The sequence below is a fragment of the Paenibacillus sp. p3-SID867 genome, from assembly GCF_025142895.1.
Lineage (GTDB): Bacteria > Bacillota > Bacilli > Paenibacillales > Paenibacillaceae > Paenibacillus_AQ.
The window spans coordinates 100,750-125,911 of sequence record NZ_JAMBDM010000017.1 but is presented as its reverse complement, the minus strand read 5'-3'; the positions used below and the strand labels follow the sequence as shown (position 1 = coordinate 125,911).

22 protein-coding genes and 1 other annotated feature are annotated in these 25,162 nt (G+C 49.2%); of the genes, 9 read left to right on the top strand and 13 right to left on the bottom strand.

Going from position 1 to position 25,162, the window contains the following annotated elements:
- Positions 1–28 precede the first annotated feature (28 nt).
- Positions 29–1,600 carry an extracellular solute-binding protein gene (locus M4D81_RS27515; RefSeq protein WP_260068747.1) on the bottom strand — a complete coding sequence of 524 codons (1,572 nt, stop codon included), beginning with the start codon at positions 1,598–1,600 and terminating at the stop codon, positions 29–31.
- Positions 1,601–1,850: 250 nt separating this feature from the next.
- Here M4D81_RS27515 and M4D81_RS27510 point away from each other — a divergent pair, with 250 nt between their 5' ends.
- On the top strand, positions 1,851–2,663 hold the full coding sequence (locus M4D81_RS27510) for an SDR family oxidoreductase (protein WP_260068746.1): 813 nt from the start codon (positions 1,851–1,853) through the stop codon (positions 2,661–2,663).
- A 55-nt stretch (positions 2,664–2,718) separates the two neighbouring features.
- On the opposite strand, the gene M4D81_RS27505 is transcribed toward M4D81_RS27510, so the two are convergent.
- From M4D81_RS27505 to M4D81_RS27490, 4 genes are all read right to left on the bottom strand, one after another.
- Positions 2,719–3,882 (bottom strand): MFS transporter, encoded by a 1,164-nt coding sequence (locus M4D81_RS27505; RefSeq protein ID WP_260068745.1) that lies wholly within the window; start codon positions 3,880–3,882, stop codon positions 2,719–2,721.
- A 446-nt stretch (positions 3,883–4,328) separates the two neighbouring features.
- Complete coding sequence (locus tag M4D81_RS27500) at positions 4,329–5,891, bottom strand: 2-isopropylmalate synthase (RefSeq protein ID WP_260068744.1); 1,563 nt, start codon at positions 5,889–5,891, stop codon at positions 4,329–4,331.
- Between the two features lie 103 nt (positions 5,892–5,994).
- Positions 5,995–6,224: a binding site (T-box leader), on the bottom strand.
- 80 nt (positions 6,225–6,304) lie between these two features.
- A complete protein-coding gene (locus M4D81_RS27495; protein WP_260068743.1) occupies positions 6,305–7,375 on the bottom strand; it encodes a bifunctional 3-deoxy-7-phosphoheptulonate synthase/chorismate mutase in 1,071 nt (356 codons plus the stop codon).
- A 428-nt stretch (positions 7,376–7,803) separates the two neighbouring features.
- The gene (locus tag M4D81_RS27490) at positions 7,804–9,012 is read right to left on the bottom strand and encodes a DUF418 domain-containing protein (RefSeq protein ID WP_260068742.1); all 1,209 of its coding nucleotides are present in this window, start codon (positions 9,010–9,012) and stop codon (positions 7,804–7,806) included.
- A gap of 352 nt (positions 9,013–9,364) precedes the next feature.
- Here M4D81_RS27490 and M4D81_RS27485 point away from each other — a divergent pair, with 352 nt between their 5' ends.
- Together M4D81_RS27485 and M4D81_RS27480 are read left to right on the top strand one after the other, a co-directional pair.
- Complete coding sequence (locus M4D81_RS27485; RefSeq protein ID WP_260068741.1) at positions 9,365–10,054, top strand: response regulator transcription factor; 690 nt, start codon at positions 9,365–9,367, stop codon at positions 10,052–10,054.
- Positions 10,051–11,514, top strand: a complete 1,464-nt coding sequence (locus M4D81_RS27480; RefSeq protein ID WP_260068740.1) for a sensor histidine kinase — start codon at positions 10,051–10,053, stop codon at positions 11,512–11,514. Before M4D81_RS27485 ends, M4D81_RS27480 begins: the two co-directional genes overlap by 4 nt.
- A gap of 110 nt (positions 11,515–11,624) precedes the next feature.
- On the opposite strand, the gene M4D81_RS27475 is transcribed toward M4D81_RS27480, so the two are convergent.
- The gene (locus tag M4D81_RS27475) at positions 11,625–12,581 is read right to left on the bottom strand and encodes a 3'-5' exoribonuclease YhaM family protein (RefSeq protein WP_260068739.1); all 957 of its coding nucleotides are present in this window, start codon (positions 12,579–12,581) and stop codon (positions 11,625–11,627) included.
- Positions 12,582–12,766: 185 nt separating this feature from the next.
- On the opposite strand from M4D81_RS27475, the gene M4D81_RS27470 reads away from it, so the two are divergent.
- Positions 12,767–13,693 carry an NAD(P)-dependent oxidoreductase gene (locus M4D81_RS27470; protein WP_260068738.1) on the top strand — a complete coding sequence of 309 codons (927 nt, stop codon included), beginning with the start codon at positions 12,767–12,769 and terminating at the stop codon, positions 13,691–13,693.
- 127 nt (positions 13,694–13,820) lie between these two features.
- Here M4D81_RS27470 and M4D81_RS27465 read toward each other — a convergent pair whose 3' ends face one another.
- Positions 13,821–14,741, bottom strand: a complete 921-nt coding sequence (locus M4D81_RS27465; protein WP_260068737.1) for an aldo/keto reductase — start codon at positions 14,739–14,741, stop codon at positions 13,821–13,823.
- A 206-nt stretch (positions 14,742–14,947) separates the two neighbouring features.
- On the opposite strand from M4D81_RS27465, the gene mgtE reads away from it, so the two are divergent.
- Positions 14,948–16,303, top strand: coding sequence for a magnesium transporter (mgtE, locus tag M4D81_RS27460; protein ID WP_260068736.1), 1,356 nt, complete (start codon positions 14,948–14,950; stop codon positions 16,301–16,303).
- Between the two features lie 267 nt (positions 16,304–16,570).
- The gene (locus tag M4D81_RS27455) at positions 16,571–17,647 is read left to right on the top strand and encodes an SDR family oxidoreductase (protein ID WP_260068735.1); all 1,077 of its coding nucleotides are present in this window, start codon (positions 16,571–16,573) and stop codon (positions 17,645–17,647) included.
- 71 nt (positions 17,648–17,718) lie between these two features.
- Here the strand turns inward: M4D81_RS27455 and M4D81_RS27450 are convergent, their stop codons facing one another.
- On the bottom strand, positions 17,719–18,093 hold the full coding sequence (locus M4D81_RS27450; protein ID WP_260068734.1) for a winged helix-turn-helix transcriptional regulator: 375 nt from the start codon (positions 18,091–18,093) through the stop codon (positions 17,719–17,721).
- A gap of 34 nt (positions 18,094–18,127) precedes the next feature.
- A complete protein-coding gene (locus M4D81_RS27445; protein ID WP_260068733.1) occupies positions 18,128–19,474 on the bottom strand; it encodes an aminotransferase-like domain-containing protein in 1,347 nt (448 codons plus the stop codon).
- Positions 19,475–19,652: 178 nt separating this feature from the next.
- Between M4D81_RS27445 and M4D81_RS27440 the strand changes: the two genes are divergently transcribed.
- The 3 genes from M4D81_RS27440 (at position 19,653) to M4D81_RS27430 (ending at position 22,304) form a co-directional block, all read left to right on the top strand.
- Entirely contained in the window at positions 19,653–20,285 is a 633-nt protein-coding gene (locus M4D81_RS27440) for a nitroreductase family protein (protein ID WP_260068732.1), read from the top strand.
- 124 nt (positions 20,286–20,409) lie between these two features.
- On the top strand, positions 20,410–21,393 hold the full coding sequence (locus M4D81_RS27435; RefSeq protein WP_260068731.1) for a glycoside hydrolase family 43 protein: 984 nt from the start codon (positions 20,410–20,412) through the stop codon (positions 21,391–21,393).
- A 242-nt stretch (positions 21,394–21,635) separates the two neighbouring features.
- Positions 21,636–22,304, top strand: coding sequence for a hypothetical protein (locus tag M4D81_RS27430; RefSeq protein ID WP_260068730.1), 669 nt, complete (start codon positions 21,636–21,638; stop codon positions 22,302–22,304).
- A 127-nt stretch (positions 22,305–22,431) separates the two neighbouring features.
- On the opposite strand, the gene M4D81_RS27425 is transcribed toward M4D81_RS27430, so the two are convergent.
- The 4 genes from M4D81_RS27425 to M4D81_RS27410 all read right to left on the bottom strand — a co-directional run bounded on the left by M4D81_RS27425 (position 22,432) and on the right by M4D81_RS27410 (position 24,793).
- Positions 22,432–23,070, bottom strand: coding sequence for an SdpI family protein (locus tag M4D81_RS27425; protein WP_260068729.1), 639 nt, complete (start codon positions 23,068–23,070; stop codon positions 22,432–22,434).
- Entirely contained in the window at positions 23,054–23,338 is a 285-nt protein-coding gene (locus M4D81_RS27420; RefSeq protein ID WP_015736836.1) for an autorepressor SdpR family transcription factor, read from the bottom strand. Before M4D81_RS27420 ends, M4D81_RS27425 begins: the two co-directional genes overlap by 17 nt.
- A 224-nt stretch (positions 23,339–23,562) precedes the next feature.
- Positions 23,563–24,066, bottom strand: a complete 504-nt coding sequence (locus M4D81_RS27415; RefSeq protein WP_260068728.1) for a GNAT family N-acetyltransferase — start codon at positions 24,064–24,066, stop codon at positions 23,563–23,565.
- 145 nt (positions 24,067–24,211) lie between these two features.
- The gene (locus tag M4D81_RS27410) at positions 24,212–24,793 is read right to left on the bottom strand and encodes a TetR/AcrR family transcriptional regulator (protein WP_260068727.1); all 582 of its coding nucleotides are present in this window, start codon (positions 24,791–24,793) and stop codon (positions 24,212–24,214) included.
- Positions 24,794–25,162 lie beyond the last annotated feature (369 nt).

Genomic DNA, 25,162 nt, shown 5'->3' with positions numbered 1-25,162 from the left:
TGAACATCTCCTTCTCTTCATGAATCGGTTATTTCCGGTTTTCCGAGACGACAATGCCCTTCCCTTCGTTGTAACGGTCCGTGGCTTCCTTAATGATCTCAAGGCCGCCCTTCTTCTTGTATTCCTCAATCACTTTCGGCCAATCCGAGATCGGCTCTCTGCCATAAATCATCTTGATCATATGGTCAAGAACGAGCTTTGGCCCCACGTCATCGCCTTGCGGCGCGGTATCCGGATATTTGGAGTAAGCGTCCAATGCCGGGGAGAAGCGGATCGACCCTAGACCTTCCTTGAAGACCACCGTATCCATGAACTTGATCATATCCTGTCCGTCCTCGGTAAGCTCTTCCTTTGCCTTGTTGTATACCATATCGTGGACGAACCAGAACATGCTGCGGAAACCGTCTTCATCCATCGCTTCCGGCGTGGATGGAGGCGTAAACTTGATCGCGCCGTTTTCCCGGGTGAACGTTTCGCCTTCAATGCCGAACGAGAAATATGTCTCTGCCTCCGGCGTCAGCATCCAGTCAAAAAACTTGATAATGCCGATGGCCTTCTCTTCTGAGACCTTGCTGTTAATATAGTAGGATGTATTGATGCTTGAATACAGCAGATGGCCTCCTGTGTTCTCCGGACCGCGCGGCGAAGCAATGATATCGACCTTGGCGTCTGGCACGGCATTTTTCAGCTTACCGCGGAATCCCGAGAGAAGCTGGGCATTGGCTGACCACATGCCGGATTTACCGCTCTCAATATTTTTTCCATAGTCACTCGAGGTCAGGGTCGCAAAATCCTTAGGAATCAGACCTTCATCGTACATGGTCTTATAGGTCTCGAGCGCCTTCGTCATATTTTCCACATCGAAGAACTTGGGAACGACCTCCCCGTTCTGGAGTTCGTACTGTGATGGCAGCACGTCGAACGCTCCCAGAATCGTGTCCGCATATTTAAAGTTCTCCCGCATTTGATACGGGAACTCCACGCCTTCCTTTTTCATCGCACGCATCACGTCCAGAAAGTCATCCACTGTCTTTGGAGCAGGGAGCCCTGTCTTCTCCAGCAGATCGGTCCGGATATACAGCCCTCTCCGGGAGGGGTTGGACAGCCATGCCGGTATTCCGTAAATTTTGCCGTCATAGCTTGTCTCCTGCCAGGCTTCCTTCGGCACACTCTTCATCAAGTTCGGAGCATGCTCCTTCAGCAAATCGTCAAGCGGCATAAATACGCCTGCTTCTACGGAACCGGACATTCCCTTGCTTGTAGCCCCTCCCACGTTCTGAACGACGTCAGGAATATCATTGGAGGCAAACATTAAAGTCATTTTGCTATCGAAGTCCTTCAGCGGAAGCATCGTCAGTTCAATATCCGTATTGGTCAGCTTCTCAAGCTCCTTCACCCATCTCTCTTCATTTACATCCTTCGAACGCTCGGCATGTTTGTTTCCGCTGGTTGCCATGGACATCGTGAAAGACAGCTTGCCATCAGCGGCAGCGCTTGATGAACCGGAGGTTCCTCCATCCGCTTCCTTGGCACCATTACAGCCGACCGCCATTACGGCGATTAGCGCACTCATCAAAACCAAACTCCATTTTCTTCTCATCCATATCGCTTCCTTCCATAATTCTCACCTGAAAATCTAAAGCGCTTTCATGATAACATCCAATTCCCTTGCATTAACATGTACTTTCTTCTGATCGCATGTGTTTTCCTATGCTGGCCGTTCAAGGAGACATGGTGCTTAATAACCATTTGAATTATATTTAATTTACTAATTTAATAAAATAAGTTTACTTTGTTCAGCTTTCGTTATATACTCTCCTTGCAAGTGAGAATAGAGGGGGAATAAGACTATGAAGACCATTTTAATTACAGGCACATCCTCAGGAATCGGAAGAGGAACCGCACAGTATTTTTGGGAGCGAGGATGGAACGTCATCGCAACCATGCGTTCGCCTGAGAAGGAAATGGATTTCATTCAGCGAGAGCGTATGCTGGTCACAAAACTGGATGTTGTACGTAAGGAAACCATCGAAACATCCATCGCTGAAGGGATTCGGCAATTCGGTAAAATCGATGTGCTGCTGAACAATGCAGGCTACGCAGCCATTGGCGCATTTGAAGCCGCGACGGATGAACAGGTAAGAAAACAGTTTGATGTCAACGTATTTGGTGTCCTCCAGACAACCCAGGCTATACTCCCCCATTTCAGAATGAACGGCGAGGGAACGATCATCAATGTTTCATCCGTTGGCGGCAGAGTTGCCTTTCCTCTTCTGTCTTTGTATCATGCGAGCAAGTGGGCCGTCGAAGGGTTCTCGGAGTCCTTGTTCTATGAGCTGGCTGCACAGAATATTAAGGTGAAAGTTGTAGAGCCCGGAAACGTTGCAACAGACTTTACCGGACGTTCATTGGACCTGCTGTCAGACCCTTCGCTGAATGCTTATGCAGCCTATTCAGAAACGGTGCTGCAAAAACAAATGGCCAGCTTTGAAACCAACGTCTCCACACCGGAGTTAATTGCGGAAACCATTTACGAAGCGGCTACTGATACATCCTCCCGTTTCCGCTATTTATCCGGAGCAGATGCTCATTTCTTGATGGATTTGCGAAGCAAAGCCTCGGAGGAGGAGTTTATGGCGGGGATCACGCAGCAGTTCAGCTGAAAATTAGAAACCACCAGCTCCCTTTTATTCGGAGCTGGTGGTTTCAGGTAATCCGTCATAGTTCGGAAGACAGAGGCTGTGCTATCCCCCTACCTCGCACGGCTGGCAGTAAGGACAGCAAACCGAGAACAGCCAAGAACGCCCCTACCCACAGAGGCGATGCCAAGCCAAATCCCGCATCCATCGCCATCCCTCCAACGGAGGAACCAACGACAACGCCAAGGCTGATCACGGACCCATGCACCGTCGTAACAAGCGACCCCGTATCGGCAACCCGGGTGACCCGGGTCGCCATGGCCGGGTTCATGGGCACACCGGCTAAACCTACGATCACAACCGCAATCATAGCGATCACCTGGCTGTGCACAAACAGTCCGAATACCACTAAAGCCGCCGCTAGAGCGACCAACCCAATCGTAAGGATCTGCATCATATAATGGTCCGCCAGTCTGCCGGTGACCATGTTGCCAAGCACCGTTGCCACACCGTATACGCCAAGCAGGATCGGAACCGCCTGAGCGCCAAAGCCGGTAAGATCGGTTAAGATCGGCGAGAAATAACTGAATGCGGCAAAGGTAGCTCCGATAATCAGCATGCTTGTGGCATATGCAGCCCATAGATGGCGATTCTTGAAGGCGACAAACTCTCCACGAATGCCGGCCGATTCCGTTCTGGGCAAGGATGGGATCGTAAACAGCCCCACCAAGCCCGATGCCAATACCAGAACCACAACAGCCCAGAAGCTGGCACGCCAGCCTAATAGCTGCTCGATCCACATCGCCAGCGGAAGTCCGATCGCCGTTGCAACCATTAAACCGCCGAGGACGATCGACGCCGCCCTTCCACGCGATTCCGGACCGACGAGGGAAAAGCTAATCGCAAGCGAGACGCCAAACGCCGCTGCAGAGGAGATACCCGTGATCACTCTGGCAGCCATCATCACTTCATATGTGGTCGCGACAGCGCCGAGCGTCTGACCGACAAGAAAAATGGCAGCCAATATCATAAAGGCCTGTTTGCGCGGCACCTTCAACAGCCCTACCGTCAGCAGCGGTCCTCCTATAATCATGCCGGCGGCATAAGCGGTAATGAGATATCCGATGGCTGCAACTGAAACGCCGAATTCTGCCGAAAGCGAAGGCATAATGCCTGCTACCATAAACTCGGAGGTTGTCATCGAGAAAATCATAAGTCCTAATATATAAATCGATAAAGGCAAAGGAAACCACTCCTGTCTTTTATTATTCCAAAACTTCTGTAATTATCGGTACAAAAATAGGATCAATGAATCCGTAAGCGCTCAAATAAGATGCTAACTTCGCGTACAACCAACTATTTTACCGGATAGTACAAAACTATACAAAAAAATAAAACACCTCGCCCACTCTACATTTCGGCATGAATGAACATGCCATTTCGCTGCAAGGACGTATCCCTCCATGATCTTCGCACCATCATCGGCTCCTCTCTCCTATAGTTTCCAGCTCATTATATATATTTTGTAACGATCGGTCAATAAGTGTGCTTTTAAAATCCATCGGTTACGGGCGGCCGCATACCCCACCTCTACATTAGAAGTAGACGTGAGGTATCCACCCTCCGCACCAGCTTTACGTTACCGTTATGACTTGGCCGTTGGTGAACGCAACCGTCTCATAACATGAATTATCGTGCATCCACCGGCGCTTGCACCTGCACATCCTGGCCGGCATCAAGCAATACCGCGTTAATCCCGTTAAGAAAAGCCAACGCGCTTGCCTTAATGATATCCGTATCCATCGCGCGCCCGGAATAGGTTTTGCCTTGATATTCGATTCGGATATTCACCCGGCCGATGGCTTCTTTTCCCCTGGACAGACTATTGATTTTGTAATCCTTTAACTGTACGTCCAAACCGACCAACGCTTTCATGGCGCTGTACAGCGCATCGATCGGGCCATCCCCCACCATGCTGTCCCTGAACGTCTCGCTGCCTTTTCTCAGCTTCACGGTTGCCGTCGGATACAGATCATTGGTCACGACCTGGAACGAATCCAGCTCATACAGATGACTGCTGACTTCTTCATGGGTACGGTGCTGGGTCACCAGATAAAAAACGTCATGGTCATATACTTCCTTCTTGGCATCGGCCAGCTGCAGGAATTTCGCGAACAACGCTTCAAAATCTTCGCCTTCGCCTGTCTCGAAGCCAAGCTTCTCCACCGCATTCTTGAACGCATGCCTTCCGGACCGTGCCGTCAGGATCAGCTCCATGCTGTCGGCGCCGACTTCCTCCGGCGACATAATCTCATAAACCTGTTTATCCTTCAGCAGGCCGTCCTGGTGAATGCCGGATGAGTGCGCGAATGCATTCTCACCCGTAATCGCCTTGTTCACCTGCACATCCAGGCCCGTCAAATGCGTCAGCAGCCGGGAGGTTCTAATCAGCTCCTTGAGCCGGATATTGGTGGAGGCCTTAAAGTGATTCTCCCGGACCTTCAGTCCCATGACCACTTCTTCCAGCGATGTATTGCCTGCGCGCTCCCCTAAACCATTGATCGTGCATTCTACTTTCTGGGCACCATTTCTCACTGCGCTGAGCGTGTTCGCCGTAGCAAGCCCGAGATCGTTATGACAGTGAACGCTGAGAATAACCTGGTCGTTCAGATTCTTCAGGCGTTCATTGATTTTGCGAATCAATTCGCCGAACTCATCCGGAACCGCATAACCGACCGTATCCGGTACGTTAATCATCGTTGCTCCGGCCTTCACGACGGCTTCGATCGTTGACCACAGATATTCAAAATCGGACCTGGATGCATCCTCCGTCGAATACTGGACATGAGGCAGCAGTGTTTTGGCGTACTTCACCGCATCAACGCCCATCTGGAGCACCGCATCCTTGGAGCGGTTGAATTTCTTCTCCACATGAATGTTCGAGGTGCCAAGCACGATATGAATCAGCGGATTTTGCGCGAGCTTAATGCTCTCATATACGGCATCGATATCGCTCTTCACTGCGCGTGCAAGCGCAGTAATGGAGACGCTATCGCCTACGGTTCGGGCGATTTCCTGAACCGCTTGAAAATCCCCTGCCGAAGACGCGGGAAAACCAGCCTCGATAATATCGACGTTCAGCCGCTTTAGCTGCTGCGCAAACTCGATTTTTTGCTGTACGTTCAGTTTGGCGCCCGGAACCTGCTCTCCGTCGCGCAAGGTTGTGTCCAATACGATAATATTGCGTTCCATTTGATATTCCTCCTCGATCATCGATCATCCATTTTCATTCATTTATATCAAGCGGGGTTGGTTAAACCCGGAATTTAACCAACAAAAAAACCCCGCCTCTACGTATAGAGGCGGGGTTGAACCCGCGGTACCACTCTAATTCATTTTATGCAAAATGATCTTCTTCGATGGCCATCACCATCTATCCCTGTAACGGTGGAACTCCGGCTAACCCTACATGATCAGGCAGCTGTTCATAGACGAGTTCAAAGGGAACGACATTACCGTTTCACACCTGCCAACGGCTCTCTGAAAAGTCATTTCGCTTTTACTATTTCTAATCAAAACATTTCGATATGAATTTTGATAATTATCTTAAGGAAAGAGAAGCGTTTTGTCAACCCTTTATCTTCCAGAAGCAAAAGAATGCTTTTTTACAGCAATCCGGACTTCTTCACATTCGCCAGGAAATCATGGAATTCCGGAATATTCAGCTGCTGCGCCGCATCGGACAACGCCGTAGCCGGATCGGGATGAACCTCTACCATCACGCCGTCCGCACCTGCAGCGAGAGCCGCTCTTGCACAAGGGGCAAGGATGTCCTTGCGGCCTGTGGAATGGGTCACGTCCACCAGCACCGGAAGATGCGTTTCCTGTTTCAGAATCGGCACCGCCGAAATGTCCAGGGTGTTTCTCGTCGCCTTTTCGTACGTCCGAATGCCGCGTTCAATCAGCATCACTTGCGTATTACCGCGGGACACGATGTATTCCGCAGCGTGCACGAACTCATCGATCGTAGCCGCAAGTCCGCGTTTCAACAGCACCGGCGTCTGAACATCCCCCGCCGCTTTTAACAGCTCAAAGTTCTGCATGTTCCGCGCACCGATCTGAATGACGTCAATGTATTCGCACGCAAGCTCGATATGCGCAGGATCCACGATTTCGCTGATCGTCTTCAGCCCGAACTCGGACGCCACTTCCTTCAGAATTTTCAGGCCCTCAATGCCCAAGCCCTGAAAATCGTAAGGCGATGTTCTCGGTTTGAACGCCCCGCCGCGCATGACGGTTATGCCCGCTTCCTTAAGAGCTGCCGCAACCTGGCGTACTTGCTCATAACTCTCAACGGAGCATGGCCCTGCGATCATTACCGGCGTGCCGCCGCCAATCACCGTATAGCCCAGCTGAATCAGTGTATCTTCCTGCTTCTTCTTCCGGCTCACCAGCAAATGCTTCTTGTGATCGACTTGCTGCAGCTTCAAGGATGCCTGGAAAATCTGTTTAAATAAATGACGCACCGTTTCATTATCGAAAGGACCTTGGTTATGCTCCACCAGAGTATCCAGCATTTTTTTCTCGCGTACCGGATCAAAATCAGGAACTCCCTGCTTTTGCTTCTCCTGACCGATCTCCTGGGCAATTCGTGCCCGCTCCGACAACAGCTCCAGCAGTTGAAGATTAACGGAATCGAGCTCCGATCTTAATTGTTCCAAACGTCCTTGACTCATCTGAAATCTCTCCCTCACCTTTTTTTTCTGGTTTATAAAAACAAAAAGACCCCCCGCCCGAAAAGGGACGAGGAGTCGTGGTACCACCCTTATTAGATATGCCAAAAAAAAGCAAACACATCTCACTTGAACCTCTTAACGCAAGGGTTACGGGTAAGCCTACCCCTCTGCACGCAACATGCAGATTATCAGCATACCAGCTCCGGAATGAACTTCAGCGGAGAACCTTCGCCCGGGCGCTCTCAGTCGGTGGCTGCCCTTTCCTGTCAGGAACGTTCTTTCGCTTACTCTTTCCATCATCGCTTGTTATAACATATCGTGTTGGTTAATTAAGAAGCATTGTATTACACCCCGAATTAAAATTGCAAGAGTTTTATTTAAAGCTTGGGTGCTTTGATGCAGTGAAGTTTAATAGAGCGTGCTTCATGTCAGTGACGAACATTCACCTTCTGCCCTTGTTGCACGGGATTTCCCCAATACGTAAACAGGCGCCAGATATATTCGAATGGTCCCATCGGAAGCCGCTTCAACCAGACCCTGCTGAAGGCTGCTTGCAGAGCAAAAATGACGACAACCATCACCATCTGCCAGATCGGTTCGATCTTTCCATACCACCCCAATCCGTAGCTGTAAAAGATCAATCCGCAAAGGATCGATTGAAGCAAATAGTTGGTGAAGGCCATTTTTCCGGGATAAGAAAATAAATCCAGCACCTTTTGCCACGTTTTATTCTGGTATAAAAGTGCAAGCGCACCGATATAGCCCAGGGTCAAGAGTGGTGCCCCAACGAATAAAACGACCGCCTCGCCCCAGGATGGAAGTCCATCCGCCAGCGACATCACGAGTTGAAGGACAAGACCCAAACTACCTCCAATGACCACCAATCGGACGATCCCTTTCCGGTTCTTCTGGACCTCATGCAAAATACGACGCTTGCAGAAGTAGGCACCCATCAGGAACATCCCTAATACTTGGGGGTAGAAGACCACCATATTCAAAATGGAGCCGATGTAATCATTCAGCCGCTGAGCGATGATCTGGGCCGTCGTCCCCTCTCCGTATATGGCTGCATCCCGCTCCTGGAAATATATTCCTATCTGATGCGCATCCGCTTGGCTAAACGGCTCAAAGACCTGGCCAGCCGAAGGGCTCAGCAGACTTGCTCCCGTCAGCAGGACGGGAACGAGCAGCAGCAGGGATAGCGACCAGACCAGCAGCGTTCTCGGCTTGCAGCGTTGAAACAGCATCAGCAGAAAACCCATGAGTGCATAGTGGGTCAGAACGTCTCCGTACCAAATCAGAATTCCATGGATCAGACCGACTAGAAGCAAAGCCGTCAACCTTCGAGTATAGATGCGGTTAAAGCTTCGTCCTTTTGCCTGACTGCTCTCCTGTAACATCACCATGCCAAAACCAAACAGGAAAGAGAAAATCAATATGAATTTGCCGTCAACTACAATTCCGCGCAGCAGCATCAGGACTTCATTGTACCAGCCTGACCATAATTCAACCCCGAACGAAATGGTTTGCAGCGATGTCGTAAAAAACGTAATGTTCACCAAAAAAATGCCTAATAGTGCAAATCCCCTCAAGCTGTCAATGAGCCTTATTCTTGGCTGTGAATTCGTTGCCATCATCGTACCTCCTTATCATTGTGCCTTCAGGTTAAGGTACAATCATAAAGAAAGGATAAAGATACTCAAATTGACCTGTAAGTATACAGCAGCTTAAGCATCACTGCGCATGCGGATCATTCTTCCGATCGCTGTTGCCCCCAGATTCCTATCTATGCATTTAAGAATGGTTGAAATCCGGGGGCAAAGGCGACCGCTTCCGCTTCTCCAGAACGATTCCGCCTGCTCCGTTGAAGTATGGATACTGCTACTAACTTTAAGTCGTTAGATTTTCTTTATTCATTCTTTAGAAATGACGTGTACACTAACTAGATAGACCTTTTTAAATAGCTAGTTCTCGGAGGATGTAATAGATATGGCAAACGAAACGATCCTATTAGTGGATGATGAAGAAGAAATCATCTCTTTTATACAAGACGCGCTGGAGCTTGAAGGCTATCACGTACTGACTGCCGGAAGTGGACAGGAGGCGTTAATCCAGAGCAAACAGCAGCCGTCCCTGATCATACTCGATGTAATGATGCCTGATATGAACGGCATTGCGGTATGCGAGCAGCTTAGGGAAAGGACGCAGTGTCCCATTGTGTTCTTGAGTGCATGCCAAAGTGAAGTGGACCGAATTCGAGGGCTGGCTGCCGGCGGGGACGATTATTTGCTCAAGCCCTTTAGCCTTGCTGAATTAAAAGCCCGTATCCATGCCCATCTGCGGCGAGAACAGAGAATCCGCACCCACAAAGAACAGGGTTTCCTGCGCTTCCCAGCCCTGACGATCGATTGCAAGGGACATGCCGTTACCTGCAACGGGCACAACCTCGCTCTTACGAATAAGGAGTATCAGATCTTAGAACTGCTGGCGATGCATCAGGGGCAGGTCTTTTCCAGAGAGCAGATTTACGAGAAGTTATGGGGATTTGACGCTGAAGGGGACGACTCTACCATCACCGAGCATATTAAGAAAATACGGGCCAAGCTGGCCGCCCACGCACAGGACCGCAGCTATATTCAAACCGTATGGGGCATTGGCTACAAGTGGGATCCCAAATGATGAAACAGCGTTCCATCAAAAACACGTTCGCCCGCCATTTCGCGTCGATCCTGGCCTGCAGCTTGCTGGCTACGCTTGTAACCTGGGGACTGCTCGCGATGCTGCTTGGATACTTGTTCAACCATGACATCGCGTTCCCGGCCAATCATTATGAAGCTCAGATCCCTGTAATTTCGGAGTACGCCGAAGCCCGGGGCGATTCTGTCATGAGCAAGCAGGGACAAGCCGAACTGGAAAAGGTGATTCCCTCGCAGGGCATGTCCTACCTGGTAGTGTCCCTTACTGGCGAACCCCTATATGGTGATCTTCCTCTCAACGAATCACTTAGCCGGCAGAAAATACTGGCACGCTTGAACCAGACGCATAGAAGCATGAATCAAGTCGTGAAATACACTCCGGTTGTCTCCAGTGACGGAAATCTTGCAGGGGCTCTTCTGCTTGGATATAACCTGAAGGTGACGGCATCCAATCCGGAGCTGAATCCCTTGGTAACCATCGGGTCCCTCATCTTTGTTCTGACGCCTTTTCTGTACATCATCTTGTTCACGCTAATATTCGGAAGGCGATTCAGCCGACAGATCAGCACTCCGCTGCAGCGGCTTCTGCAAGGAGCCGAGCAGATTAAAGAGCGAAATTTACACTTTTCGATGACAGGGACATCGTCAATAACGGAAGTTAACCGGCTTACACATGCTTTTGAGGACATGCGTCAAGAGCTGGAGCAATCCATCGAGCGGGAATGGAGACTGGAGCAGGATAGAAGCACCATGTTTGCGGCTCTCGCTCACGATCTTCGAACACCGCTTACGATTATTCAAGGACATGTTGAGGGCTTGGAGCAGATGAACGGGGAATCGTACGAAGCCAAACGATCGCAATATCTGCAAGTCATCAAACGCAACACGACACGTGCTTCGAAGCTCCTTCAGGATATGAACACCATCGCGGAAATTGAGAAGGTCTCTTTTCGGCTTCAGCCGCTTCCCGTGGATCTTGAAGAACTGGCAGATGATAAAACCATGGAATATGCCGCTTTATGCGGCAATCACAACATAACCTTCCATACAGAGATCAACGATAATCGATTGAACAAAAAGCCCGTCCTCTTGGATCCCTATCGCATCATGCAGGTACTGGATAATCTCGTTTCGAACAGCATTCGATATACTCCTGAAGCCGGACAGATTCTATGGCGGATCGAAATCACCGAGGAGCAGGTGATGATGGCTGTTACGGATAATGGAGCAGGCTTTGGGCAGCAGCAGGATCTGCAGCAGGTATTTAAGCAGTTTTATCAAGGGGATCATCAATCCTCCAGACAAAAAGGCCATTCCGGTTTGGGGCTGTATATCGCCAAACTTCTCATTCAGCATCATGGAGGGCATATTTCTGCCGAGAACACCCCGCCTCGCGGGGCGACGGTGCGCTTTACCATACCGATATCGAGCCAAGAACCCTAAACTTTTCCAAGCATAACGAAGAGGCATCCTCCATGATCCAATGGATCGAAGGATGCCTCAACTCATTGTATGAAAGGCACTCTCTTTTCTTAGTCGTATTCAAGCAATCCTTATACCTTCAGTCGATAAATCGCCTTATTGTCGAGTCCGCGGATCATCGGTGTCCACGGCTCCGTTTCAAGTGTCGTATCCAGGGCATCCTCTACCATCTGCAGCTTGGCATCCAGCAGATCGATATGATGCAGCGCGACGGCTTCAGCCGTCTGCGGCTGAACCGGGCTCCCCCACTCTCCCAGGTTATGGTGGGAAAGTACGAGATGCTGTAGTCCCAATACCACTTCGGAATCCAGCGCGATGTCGTTCTGTATGGCCGCTTCCACGATCCAATTGGATGCCAGGGCGATATGTCCGATCAATTTTCCCTGATTGCTGTAGTCCGTAACAATGCCCATCTGAGCGATCATCTCTTCCGGCTTTGCGATATCATGAAGGATAATGCCCGCCCTAATCAAGTCCGGATTCAGAAACGGCCGCTGCTTGCAGATGAAATCGCCAATCTCCAGCATGCGGACAATATGATAGGCAAGTCCGGCAAAATAGGCATGATGATAGGTTTTGGCAGCCGGATAATGCATCAGCTTCTCTTCCACCTTCGACACACAATACTGCACAACGCTTCGTACCTGCGGCTCCGTAATCTCATTCATCGTAAGTTTGATTGTGTGTAGCAGATCCACGGGACGGATTGGCGCAGCCCTTACAAAATCGGTTAAGGAAACGCCGTCCTCATCTGTTGCTTTACGGATTCTGCTGATTTTGACTTGATGCTGATCCCGGTAGCTCAGCACGGTTCCCTGGATTTTGACTAATTGCATCGGCAGGAACGTTTCTTTATCCTGAATGGTCACATCCCAGTATTTGGCCGAGATCTGGCCGCTCGCATCCGAGAGAATAATGTCAAAATAATCTTTCGGCGGCGTGCCGTTGGTCTGTCTCATATTTAATTCCTTCAGCAAGTAAAATCCAACAAAATCATCTTGAACGCTAAGTTTATTAATAGGTTTCATCTGGTTCCTCCCCAAAAAATCCCGTTAAGTTAACTATAACAAAGTCCCGTGCAATGAGTCTATTACACTGGAATATTCGCTCTGCAAAATCACAGAATCATTAGCCAAACTTCAGCAGTTGACTTTGACACCAGTGTTATCGTTTAGCATGGGGTTAGACTTATTGAGAGGAGCTATAATTCAATATGAAAAACAATACGCAAAGTCAATCATCAGTGACGATCATAGGTCTGGGACCGATGGGTCAAGCCATGGCACGCACGTTACTGAATCACGGTTACGGGGTCACATTGTGGAATCGCACTGCCAGTAAAGCCAATGAGCTTATTGATCAGGGAGCGATCAGAGCGTCCACAGTCAAGGAAGCCTTGAATGCAAGCGAGGTAGTCATTCTCAGTCTTACGGATTACAATGCGATGTACGCTATTCTTGAAAACGACTCCGACATTCTCGCGGGTAAGGTATTCGTTAATCTAAGCTCGGACACCCCGGAGAAAGCCCGGGAAGCAGCCAAATGGCTGGCCGGACATGGCGCTTCGCATCTCACAGGCGGTGTGCAGGTTCCTCCGTCGGGAATCGGCAAGCCGGAGTCGTTCACCTTTTACAGCGGACCCTTGGATGTCTTCGAGTCACAAAAGGAGTTGCTTGAAGTGCTGACGAGCACGGATTATCGGGGTGAAGATCCTGGGCTCGCCGCGCTATATTATCAAATCGGAATGGATATGTTCTGGACGGGGATGCTTAGTTATTTGCACGCTGTTGCAGTAGGCAAAGCTAACGGCATCACAGCAGAGCAATTGAAGTCTCATGCGATCAGCACGATGGCATCGCTGCCGCAATTCATTGAGTTCTATACGCCGCGCATCGATGCAGGAGAATATCCGGGTGACGTGGATCGGCTTGCCATGGGCGCTGCCAGCGTTGAGCATATCGTCCATACCACACATGACGCAGGAATTGACGCTTCACTGCCTGAAGCCGTGCTGGAGATCTTTAAACGGGGGTTGGCCAACGGCCGTGGCGGAGACAGCTTTACCAGTCTGATTGAAACGTTCATGAAGCCCGCGGATCATGTCATTGAGCCATCCCGTGCTTCTACGAGTCATTTCTAAATTTCGATTCCGGCCTGCCAAGCGGATGGTTGCCGGTTTGCAGGCCGGATGTGGATGATACAAGAAAAAGCACCTCTACAGGTGCTTTTTCTAACATAGCCCAATTTGCACTCGAGTCTGGGCTGTACTAAGGTTTCCACGCTCCCGGATGATCGTCTTGGACCAGATCCAGCTCAACGGCTCTCGCATTCGTCTCCACCTGCTCCACGCTCTTGCAGCCGGGAATGACACAGCTGACAGCCGGATGCTTTAAGCACCAGGCCAGGGCCCACTCGGCCATATTCACGCCCTCAGGCACTTCGTTCTGCTTGATCTCTTCCACAAGCTTCAGCTTGGCATTGATCTCGTCCTGGTCACGATTCTTGCGCACATTGTCGCTGAACACCGTTCCCGGCTTGTACTTTCCGCTTAAGTACCCGCTCGCAAGCGGAACTCGCGCCAATACGCCAAGATCCTGCTTCAAACATGAAGGGAGGACCTCTTCCTCCGGAGCTTGGTCCAGACGGTTATATACGACCTGAATGGCTTTGGCATTCACCTCCGCTGCCTTATCGGTTTGATAGATATTTCTGTTGCTTCCGATGGATATGCCCAGATTGCGGATCGTTCCCGCCTGAACCTGCTTGTCCAGCATCGTCCACATGTCATCATTGTTGAACACTTCATCCGAGCCGGAATGGAATTGATACAGGTCGATGTAATCGGTACGAAGCGCTTTAAGTGACTCCTCCAGCTGAATTCGGATCTGCTTCGCATCCCAAGCGTTCTCCCACTGCTCATGCCATCGATGACCAAACTTCGAGGCAATGACCCAATCCTCGCGGCGGTCGCGCGACAAGAAATCACCGATGAAATTCTCAGACATATGATGAGGACCATAACATTCGGCTGTATCGAGCAGATTAACGCCGAGCTCCTTCGCATGCGTTAAGATGGCGTCGACTTCCTTTTGGTTGAAATCCTTCCCCCAATCACCGCCAAACTGCCAGGTTCCCACACCGACTACCGATACTTTCAGATCGGTTTTTCCAAGACGTCTGTATTTCATATACTCACCCCTACTCTTAGATTTCTGCGCCTATATCTTATGTGATATTGCAACCGTTTGCAACTCATGCTGTGGTCTCTTTTTTCTCGTCCATCACCCTTATTTTCATCCACTCGGATTGTTTAATAATAAGTCGTTATGGTGAACCCTATAATATGTAATCATTTCGTTATCATAGAACGGAATCAGAAAGGAGGATTGTCGGCGTGAATACCCGGACACTGGAGCAATGGATGCCGGACATTATAGAGAGTCTGAAAGCAAAAACACCCAATGACTTTCAGCGAATGATCGATGAATTTCTTCCTTATGACCTGGCCAGAATACATAGCCACCTCAGCGATACGGACCAAACCCGATTTCTGCAGTTTCTGAACGAGGAACAGCTGGCCGATATGATTCAGGAAATGGAGCATGACCAGCAGATCGAAGTTTTGGGCAAGCTGGGAAAAGAAAAAACAGCCATCATCCTGGACTTGATGGATAACGACGACCTCGCCATTCTGCTTGATGAGCTGTCGCCTGAGCAGAAAGACGAATTCCTCAAGGGAATGCGGGACGAGGAATCCCAATTTGTCCTGAACCTGATGAAATACCCGGCGGAAACTGCGGGACGAATCATGACCAATCGTTATGTGTGGATTCCCCAGCATTACACCGTATCAGAGGTCGTCCAGAAGCTGAAAACTTACGTCTCCATTTCCGAAACGATCAACTATCTGTACGTCATTGACCAAGACAAGAAGCTGATGGGCGTGGTGTCCTACCGTGGTCTTATCTTGGCCGAACCGGATGAATATATGGTCGATATCATGCACAGCCGGGTACTGTCCGTACCTGTGGATGCCGATCAGGAGGAAGTCGCGCAGATGATCCAAAAATACGATTTGGTCGCCATCCCCGTCGTTGAACAGGATAACAAACTTGTAGGCATCATTACGGTTGACGATATTCTCGACGTCGTCATCAAGGAAGCCGATGAGGACATTCGGAAAATGAACGCCACCGGGGGCAAATCCATTGACTTCAACACCAAAGCAACCGTTGCCGCCTTTCGAAGATTACCTTGGCTGGTCCTGCTCTTATTCATCGGTCTGATCTCGGGAACGATCATTTCCCGATTTGAAGAGACGCTGGCACAGGTTGTGGCGCTGGCCTTCTTCATGCCCATGATTGCCGGAATGACCGGCAACACCGGCACGCAGTCGCTAGCTGTTATTGTACGCGGCCTGACTACGAAAGAAATGACCAAGTCGCTGGTGTACCGGCTGTTAGCGAGAGAGCTGAAGGTCGGCTTGATGATCGGGGTCACATGCGGGATCCTGATATCCTTGATCGCCTACTTCTGGCAGGGCAATCTTTATCTGGGGCTTGTGGTCGGAAGCTCGTTGATTGCAACACTCATCGTGGGCACGATGGCCGGCACCATCATCCCCCTCATTCTGTTCAAATTCAAGATCGATCCGGCTGTGGCCTCCGGTCCACTGATTACAACCATTAACGATATTCTCTCGCTTGTCATCTACTTTGGTATCGCCACCCTGTTTCTTTCTTACATTTAGCCGAGCATGAGCTACTTCTTTTTTGGTTTACGGGCCAAATCGTGTGTGCACCTAGCCGCATTATGCCGCTTTTGATATAAGCATACAGGTTGCACGTTGTTGTCCTAATTATATGGTGAGTTTATCATATTTCCTTAGCAAAAAAGGGTTGCCTTACTTAAACATTACCAAAAAGTGACTAGGTCACTTCAAAGTGCGTACTTCTCAAGCCGAACCCTAACGTGCAAAATGACATTAATCAAGAACAAGACGTTAGGAGATGAATATATGAATACAGATCAACGTTCACATCATTCGCAAAAGACGGCATTGGTTGTAGGGGCCAACGGGGTGATCGGCCGCAACCTCATCGAATACCTTGCGACGCTTCCCGATTGGAATATCGTCGGCGTATCGCGCCGAGGCGGCGAATCCACGAAACGTATAAGCTATCTATCGGCCGATTTACTTGATCGCGAGGATACGGTCGCCAAATTAAGTCACTTATCGGAAGTAACTCACATCTTCTATGCCGCCTATCAGGACCGGCCAACTTGGGCCGAGCTCGTTGCCCCGAATCTGGCAATGCTCGTTCATGTTGTGGAAGCTATTGAGCCCATTGCTGCCAACCTGCAGCATGTCAGCCTAATGCAGGGCTACAAGGTATACGGTGCTCATCTCGGTCCATTCAAAACGCCAGCACGGGAGACGGATGCAAACCATATGCCGCCAGAATTCAATATCGATCAGCAGAACTTTCTTGAGGAGCGGCAACAAGGCAAAACCTGGACCTGGTCAGCCCTGCGTCCATCCGTAGTCAGCGGCTTCTCCCTTGGAAATCCGATGAATCTGGCGATGGTCATTGCCGTCTATGCCTCGATTTCGAAAGAGCTCGGCATACCTCTGCGTTTTCCAGGTAAGCCGGGGGCCTATCACAGTCTGCTGGAGATGACCGATGCCGATCTGCTCGCGAAGGCTACAGTATGGGCCGCAACCGATGAACGATGCGCCAATCAAGCATTTAACATCACGAATGGGGATCTGTTCCGTTGGAACGAGTTATGGCCAAAGATTGCGCAGTATTTTGAGATGGAAACCGCACCGCCTCTACAGATGAATCTGGAAGTTGTCATGGCAGATAAAGAGCCGGTCTGGAATCGTATGGTTGAGAAGCATGGACTTGCGGAGCACACGTATCAAGAGGTTTCCTCCTGGAAGTTCGGTGATTTTGTGTTCTCATGGGATTATGATTTCTTTGCAGACGGTTCGAAGGCCCGCCGCTTCGGATTTCATGAGTATGTCGATACAGAGGCCATGTTCATGAATATCTTTGACGAGCTCCGGCGGCGTAAGGTCATTCCCTAAGTTATCGTTCAAGCTGCATGACAAAGAGCCGGCTATACGTGAATAGTCGGCTCCTTCATTTATCATACCTGTTAATGACGATCCTCAAATGCAGGCTTCTCCAGCACCATGGCGGATTCGCCGTATTTTCGCTCGATATGAATATCGCCCCATCTGCACATTAAATGGAGAATTTCCTTCAAGCTCCAGCCATACTCGCTCAGTTCATACTCCACCTTGGGTGGAACCTGATTGTACGTTTTTCGTACGATAACGCCCTCCTCCTCCAGCTCCCGCAGATGCTGTGTCAGCATTTTTTGCGTGATCTGGGGAATCAGGCTTAAAAATTCGCTATTTCGTCTTTTACCGAAAGTAAGATGAAAGAGAATGACAGGTTTCCACTTTCCGCCAATGACCTCAAGCGTAGCTTCGACCGCGGTGTTGTACACTTTTTCCTTATACTCCATGAAAAGCCTCGCTCCTTCGTTCCACGATATGGCATTACCAGCGACTTCCGACCTCCCGCTTTACTTCTTCCACTATAACACGAACCCCTTCCTCAATCTGATCCAATCGTGCTCTGGAAATGCTGATACGTATAAACTTCTCGCGCATAAGGTTGTCAGATAGATAAAACAGCTTGCCGGACACCACATGAATGTTCCGCTCTTTCAGCCGCCTGATCAACCGCTCCAGGTTAACGGTCTGCGGCAGCTTAAACAGCTTATATATGCCGCCGTCGCCAGGTACGGCTTCAATCCATCCGGCTCCCTCGTATCGCTGCACCGCCGCATTCAGGGCTTGCATTCGAGTTTCATACTGGCTGTAAATCTTCTGTTTATGCCGTTCATACATTCCGTTGCTAATATAAATTTCAAGCGCCGCTTGGGACAGCAGCGACGTATCCCCATAACTTTTAAAAGCATGGAACGTATCGAGCAAACGTTCCGGCAGGACGACGGCTCCCAGGCGTAAACCGGGGAAAATAATCTTCGAGAAGCTCTTCAAATACACCACATGCGATGTTCGGTTGTAGGCATAGATGGGATCATATCCCCGTTCCTCGCCCAGATCGGCCATATAATCGTCTTCCACGATATAAACGTCATATTTCGCCGCCAGATTAGCAATGGCCTTTCTCTGCTCTGCGCTGTAGGAGTTGCCCAGCGGATTATGGTATCTCGACATCGTATAGAAAAATTTAATATGTCCGGATCGAAATTGCTCCTCCAGAGCCTGCAGGTCAATCCCCGCTGCAGTGCGGGTGATTCCGATAACGGGCACTCCTTCACTCTCCAACAGCTGCAAATAATTATTGTAGCTGGGCTGTTCGACCAGAATGACGGACTTTCCGCCGGGAAACGGCATTTTCGTCAAAATCTCAAGCGCCTGCTGGGCGCCTGCCGTAATCATAATCCTCTCCGCGGAAGTGAACACTTGAGCTCCTGCCAAATGGGAGACCAGGGTGCGGCGCAGTTTCTCCATTCCTTGCGGATCACCATAGGTAAACAGCTCATATTTATAGGTATCAATCGCCTTGTTCAGGCAATGCTGAAAATCCAGATACGGGAATACGTTCACGTCCGGAGAAGCCGAGGCAAAATCAATCAAACTCTTATCCATGTTATTCGAATCCCCATCTTTCTGGACTACATAATAACCGCTTTGCGAAACCGAATAAATGGCGTGCCGTTTCTCAAGCTCAGTATAAGCACGAATCACCGTACTAATGCTGCACCTGTAGGATTGTGCCGCACTTCGAACGGAAGGGAGCTTCTGCCCTGAACGATATTGGCCTTCCTGAATTTTCGATTCCATATCGGTAAGAATGGATAAATATTTTTTCATGATCCCGCCCCCTCGCGACTCTTATTATACAGGATCTCACCACTGTATCGGTACAGTTGTCAAAATAGGGAATGGTTTCGAACACATCATTATCCTATATTCAAGTAACCGTTCGCTGCGTTGGGAACACCTTCCCGGCCTTAAGAATGAAGAAAACTACGATAGGGAGCTGATTCATATGCCATCCATTTCGCATGCCGATTTTTTAACTACCGTACGTGAACGTCAAGCGGTAAAACATTTTGACCCCCAACACAACCTCAGCCATGAAGAGATTAAAGAAATGCTAGAGATCGCGAGTACCGCACCTTCCGCCTGGAATCTGCAGCATTGGACGTATCTTGCCATTACAGATAAGGCCACCAAAGACAAACTGTTACCCATCGCATATGGACAAAGGCAAATCGTAGAAGCCTCCGCTATCATCGCGATATTGGGAAACCTGCAGGCCCATCAACATGCTGAAGCGATATATGACCAAGCGGTTCAGGCGGGATTCATGCCAGATGAGGTCAAAACGAATCTGGTCCGGCAAATAATGAATTCCTACACCAATGCGCCTGAACTTGCCCGGGAAGAAGCGATACGGAGCGCCTCCATGGCCGCCATGCAGCTCATGCTGGCTGCAAGGGCGCGCGGTCTTGATTCATGCCCGATGGGCGGATACAACTCAAGCCTCTTTATTGAAGCATTCGGGGTTCCGCGCCATTTGATTCCCGTTATGCTGGTTGCGATCGGTAAGAAGTCCGTACCGGCTCATCCTTCAACCCGTTTACCCCTAGAAGAGACGGTCTTTTGGAATCACTTCTAATGGCAATAAAAAAAATCTAATATTTTTAGGTGAAAAACCTAATTTTATTAGGTTTTTGGAGAGGATCACGTCTGATAAAATGAATACAAGCGCTTACAATGTGATGATCCAAGGAGGAACCGTAATGAACAAGCCCGTACAGCCTAACGAACCGATCGTAACCCATATCTATACTGCAGACCCATCCGCCCACGTATTCGAGGGTAAAATTTATATTTATCCATCCCATGACCTGGATCATGAGAACACGTCCAATGATAACGGCGACCAGTATGACATGGAAGACTACCATGTTCTCTCGATGGAGAATGTGGATGCTCCATGCGTGGACCATGGCGAAGCTCTTCATGTGAAGGATGTGCCATGGGCCAAGAAGCAAATGTGGGCACCGGATGCTGCCTTCAAGAACGACACTTACTATTTATACTTCCCTGCCAGGGATCATGACGATATTTTCCGTCTTGGCGTAGCGACAAGCTCGTCTCCTTACGGCCCCTTTAAACCGGAGCCTCATTACATCCCGGGCAGCTACAGCATCGACCCCGCCGTATTCGTGGATGACGACAACCGTGCCTATATTTACTTCGGCGGCCTCTGGGGCGGACAGCTGGAACAATGGCAGACCGGATCGCACATTCCGGATGCGGAAGGGCCTGCCGCAGACGCGCCTGCCATCGGACCGCGGGTCGCTGAGCTGAGCGACGACATGCTTACTTTTAAGGAGGCGCCCCAAGAAATATCCATCGTGGATGACAAAGGCAACCCGATTGTTGCAGGGGATGAAGAGCGAAGATATTTTGAAGGACCTTGGGTCCATAAATACAACGGAACCTACTATCTTTCTTATTCCACCGGCTCAACGCACAAAATCGTCTACGGCACGAGTCAAAGTCCAACGGGGCCTTTCGAGTTCAAAGGCACGATTCTAACTCCCGTAATCGGCTGGACGACCCATCACTCCATCGTTCAGTTCCAGGATAAATGGTACCTCTTCTACCATGACAGCTCCCTTTCCGGCGGAGCGGACAACAAACGCAGCGTCAAGTTTACCGAGCTGACCTATAATGATGACGGCACCATTCAGACGATTGACCCGTACGGCAAATAAGGCAAGAGAAAGGCTGGATTCCAAGATGTGGAGTCCGGCTTTTTCTTTTCATTTTGTGTACCGCTCCTACGCTGTCGTTGTTTAGGGATATAAGGTTATGGCTGCCATTTTTATGATATCCTGTGGTTAAATGATCACATATTGATTATAATGAGTGGTAAGAGACGAAGAACGTCCCAGCGCATTCCTAACACGGAGTGAGGCCGGGACGTTCTTTTTTTATTTAGGAGGTAGGCGGTCGAATGGATTTTGAAAAGGCACATGGGATTTTTATGCATTTCCATCTGAGGAACAGAACCGGAGAACGAAGGGTCCGTCTGGAACGAGGACATGACGAGGCCGGGGCCTTATTCTGCCAAAATATATGGTGGCCGCTGCGTGGTGATTTCCGCGATCTACATCCTCAATTCGAGGTGTTGGATTGGCGCGGACGGTCATATTACTGCAGCTTTGCTTTCATCACCCCACATCTGAGACTAATCATCGAGGTTAAACCATTCAGCACGTATACAACCGAGATGGACCGGCAGAAATATTGTAACGATCTGAATCGGGAAACCTTTTTATTCGCCATGGGGTATCAGGTGATTTCATTTGCTTGCGATGATGTGACTCACCGCCCGGAGCTGTGTAAAGCACTCCTGCGAATGGTTATGAACCGATATCTGTCAGAACCACATTCAACAAGCATATCTTCGGTAACAGAACGTGAAATTATCCGATTTGCATGCATGCTTGCACGGCCCCTCCGTCCGATCGATGTGAAGACACATCTGCGCCTGAATCATCGGACGGCCCTTCGCTTCCTTCATTCTCTTTGCGACAAAGGACTGCTGATTCCCGTCACCGGATCGCAAGGCAAACATGTCGTGAAATATGAGCTTCATCCTTATGCAGCGCAGTGTCTATAACTGCTATGGAGAAGGCCTCCCGAACGGATGGGCTCGCGCTCTGCCGTAAAATAAACAAGCTGACCCATCGTTCATGGAGTCAGCTTGTTTGGCAGTTCGCATCGTTCATGTGCTGCAATCCCGCCCATTACACGCCCTTTTTAAACAAAGAGAATGAGTAAATCGCTGGAGCCGCCACAATCAGTATAATGACGGGGACTATGGCGACGGCGAGGCTCGCCTTCAGAAATGCCGTCAGGATCATGAATGCTCCGCCTGCCATCCATAAATACCCCGCAAAACGATGCGTTTTATTCCAATTATCCTGGCTATTCAGCGTCCAAGGCAGCTTAATGCCAACCGTATAGTTCTGTTTGCTCTTCGGCAAATAATTGCCGATGACCACGAGAAGCATGCCCACGATAGCCGGCGCAATCGTCTGGATCGGCAGCTCGGCCCCTATGGCCTTGAACAGCGTGATCGGCATGAGAATGAGAGACAACGCGGGGATGAGCCATAGACCCATCGTTCTTAAAACCGGGGCAGCGTTCATTTTCTTAGGATCGTTGTTAAGCGCTACATTGACAATGATGTTAATAACCGCCGTAATCAACGGAAGCACAAACGCCGCAACCGCCTTCGACACATAATTATCCGGATTGCCCGCCGCGTCCCAGTGAACTGCCACCTGCTCAGGCAATTGGCTGTACAGCGTCATCGATAAAATAATCGGCAGCAAGCATATCAGCGTTGTTATAACCAGCATCGAACTATTCTTTTTCTTCATCTTGTTTCCCCCCGTTAAATTGTGAAAACCACAGCATGATTTCTTCGAAGACGGACACGTTGATCTCATAGTAAATATAATTTTTATATTTCGTTTCAAATATAAGACCGGCCTTCTTCAGCTGCGACAGATGATACGAAATGGTTGCCCCGGTCATATCGAAATGCTGCCCGATCTCTCCGGCTGACATTTTGCCGCGCTTGAGCATAACCAGGATGTCCCGTCTCACCGGATCAGATAACGCTTTGAATGTTTCCGGAAACCCCAATGTGCATCACCCATATTTCTATTTAGAATTTCATCTAAATACATTATCTCTTATTCCTGTACCGAATTGCAATACCTATTTTGAAAAAAATCTAAATAGATGGTAAAAGGGCATCCCGGCAAGCCCCATCGCCATGATAGTAATTGTAGTTTTCCTATAAACAACAAAAGTCCACCTCGGACCAGCATACCGCTGATCCTCAGCAGACTAACTTCATGACTTGTTTATCCAAGCACCTTCTCAAATACCGGAAAGCTTGCCGCTCTCCCTGGGAAATTCACTTCTCCCCGCAGGTCATAACCTAAGCCTTGATACAGCTTGAGCGCAGCCGTGTTCTTGGCATAGGTATCCAATCGTAGACTCGTGTAACCCTCTCGCACGGCATATTCTTCGGAGAAGGCTATCAGTTTTCGCGCAACTCCCTGTCCTTGGGCTTTCGGATCGACAGCAAGCCGATGCATCATTAAATGAGGCCCTTTCAACTGCTTCCAGTTAATGGTCTCATACTGCTCATCCTGCGATTCGTCAAGAACGATGATCCCTAAGATGCGGCCTTCGCCCTCAGCTGCAAACAACGTTCCTCGCTGCAAATCCTCACCAATGACCTCTCGGTTCGGATACTGATCATCCCATTGATCACTGCCTCCAGCCTGCATGACCGCAACACAGCGGGCTATCAAATCCATGATTTCTTGAAGCTCCTCTATTCGTCCTGTCCGTATGTTCATATTCATCGATGCACCTACTATTGTTTTTTAGAACATTTTACTATGCTTGGACGGCTGCAACAACATGTACACATGAAACTCAACGTCATCCCACGAATTACTTGGGTGGGATAATACCTTTAAAGGTTCCATTACAGACACCCTTTTATTTAAGCAATGTAAGGGTCACCTCTATCGTATTCGTTACGAATGAGCGCTCCGGACGGGATTTCAACATGACGGTCAACCCAATCAGCGATACGATGAGCACCTGGGATAAAGCTTTCGCGTCCGTGTCGCTCGCAAGCTCGCCCGATTGTATGCCTCGTTCAATGGTTTCTTGAAATATGACCGCCAAGTACATCTGATGCTCCCTTGTCAGAATTTCAAATTTCTCATCATGAGGCGCAAGCTCAACCATCGTATTGATGCAAAAGCATCCTCGGCTGTGGCTTTCGGAATATTCCTCATCGACCACATTCTCAAAAAACGCTCGAAACGCCTCCCTGACCGATCGATGGTTTTGCAGCCTGGTCCGCACCTCGGAAGCATGTGACATCGTGTATTTGCGCAGAGCGGTTTCGAACAGCTCCTTCTTGTCTCCAAAGGCTGAGTAAATACTGGGCCGCTGAATGCCCATTCTGGAAGTCAAATCGCTTAATGAGGTAGCCTCATACCCCTTCTCCCAAAATAACTGCATCGCTGCATCTAATACTTTCTCTTCATCAAATTCGCGGACTCGTCCCATATTGAATTACCTCTCGTTACATTATTATTTTAAAGAAATTATATGATCACACTGGGAAGTAAATGGTTTTTCATTACCAATCAGTATAATAATTTTATGGTGTGTGGATGCTTTTGTCAAACACCAATTTTCTGTATATTGCAGAGTTATATTAAAAAAATCCGTTGTCACCTTTACGCTTGAAATAAACCCGTTGACATGGATCGTAAGGATAGGATATATTTATCAGGCGATTTATCATACCGATCAGTACATATAAAACTCGAAAGGGTTGGTGCACACAATGGAAGAGATGATAGCACAAAAAGCAGTCCATGACGAAACAGCGGCGAATGCATCAAAAGGGACGGTGACCACGGCCGAATCCGG

Bases quoted from the DNA above. Each gene is read 5' to 3' on its own strand.
- M4D81_RS27425 (WP_260068729.1), bottom strand. From the start codon at position 23,070: ATGAAGAAAAAGAATAGTTCGATGCTGGTTATAACAACGCTGATATGC.
- M4D81_RS27475 (WP_260068739.1), bottom strand. From the start codon at position 12,581: ATGAAACCTATTAATAAACTTAGCGTTCAAGATGATTTTGTTGGATTT.
- M4D81_RS27465 (WP_260068737.1), bottom strand. From the start codon at position 14,741: ATGAAATACAGACGTCTTGGAAAAACCGATCTGAAAGTATCGGTAGTC.
- M4D81_RS27415 (WP_260068728.1), bottom strand. From the start codon at position 24,066: ATGAACATACGGACAGGACGAATAGAGGAGCTTCAAGAAATCATGGAT.
- M4D81_RS27515 (WP_260068747.1), bottom strand. From the start codon at position 1,600: ATGAGAAGAAAATGGAGTTTGGTTTTGATGAGTGCGCTAATCGCCGTA.
- M4D81_RS27430 (WP_260068730.1), top strand. From the start codon at position 21,636: ATGGATTTTGAAAAGGCACATGGGATTTTTATGCATTTCCATCTGAGG.
- M4D81_RS27435 (WP_260068731.1), top strand. From the start codon at position 20,410: ATGAACAAGCCCGTACAGCCTAACGAACCGATCGTAACCCATATCTAT.
- M4D81_RS27510 (WP_260068746.1), top strand. From the start codon at position 1,851: ATGAAGACCATTTTAATTACAGGCACATCCTCAGGAATCGGAAGAGGA.
- M4D81_RS27455 (WP_260068735.1), top strand. From the start codon at position 16,571: ATGAATACAGATCAACGTTCACATCATTCGCAAAAGACGGCATTGGTT.
- M4D81_RS27445 (WP_260068733.1), bottom strand. From the start codon at position 19,474: ATGAAAAAATATTTATCCATTCTTACCGATATGGAATCGAAAATTCAG.
- M4D81_RS27490 (WP_260068742.1), bottom strand. From the start codon at position 9,012: ATGATGGCAACGAATTCACAGCCAAGAATAAGGCTCATTGACAGCTTG.
- M4D81_RS27500 (WP_260068744.1), bottom strand. From the start codon at position 5,891: ATGGAACGCAATATTATCGTATTGGACACAACCTTGCGCGACGGAGAG.
- M4D81_RS27450 (WP_260068734.1), bottom strand. From the start codon at position 18,093: ATGGAGTATAAGGAAAAAGTGTACAACACCGCGGTCGAAGCTACGCTT.
- M4D81_RS27480 (WP_260068740.1), top strand. From the start codon at position 10,051: ATGATGAAACAGCGTTCCATCAAAAACACGTTCGCCCGCCATTTCGCG.
- M4D81_RS27410 (WP_260068727.1), bottom strand. From the start codon at position 24,793: ATGGGACGAGTCCGCGAATTTGATGAAGAGAAAGTATTAGATGCAGCG.
- M4D81_RS27485 (WP_260068741.1), top strand. From the start codon at position 9,365: ATGGCAAACGAAACGATCCTATTAGTGGATGATGAAGAAGAAATCATC.
- M4D81_RS27495 (WP_260068743.1), bottom strand. From the start codon at position 7,375: ATGAGTCAAGGACGTTTGGAACAATTAAGATCGGAGCTCGATTCCGTT.
- M4D81_RS27440 (WP_260068732.1), top strand. From the start codon at position 19,653: ATGCCATCCATTTCGCATGCCGATTTTTTAACTACCGTACGTGAACGT.
- M4D81_RS27470 (WP_260068738.1), top strand. From the start codon at position 12,767: ATGAAAAACAATACGCAAAGTCAATCATCAGTGACGATCATAGGTCTG.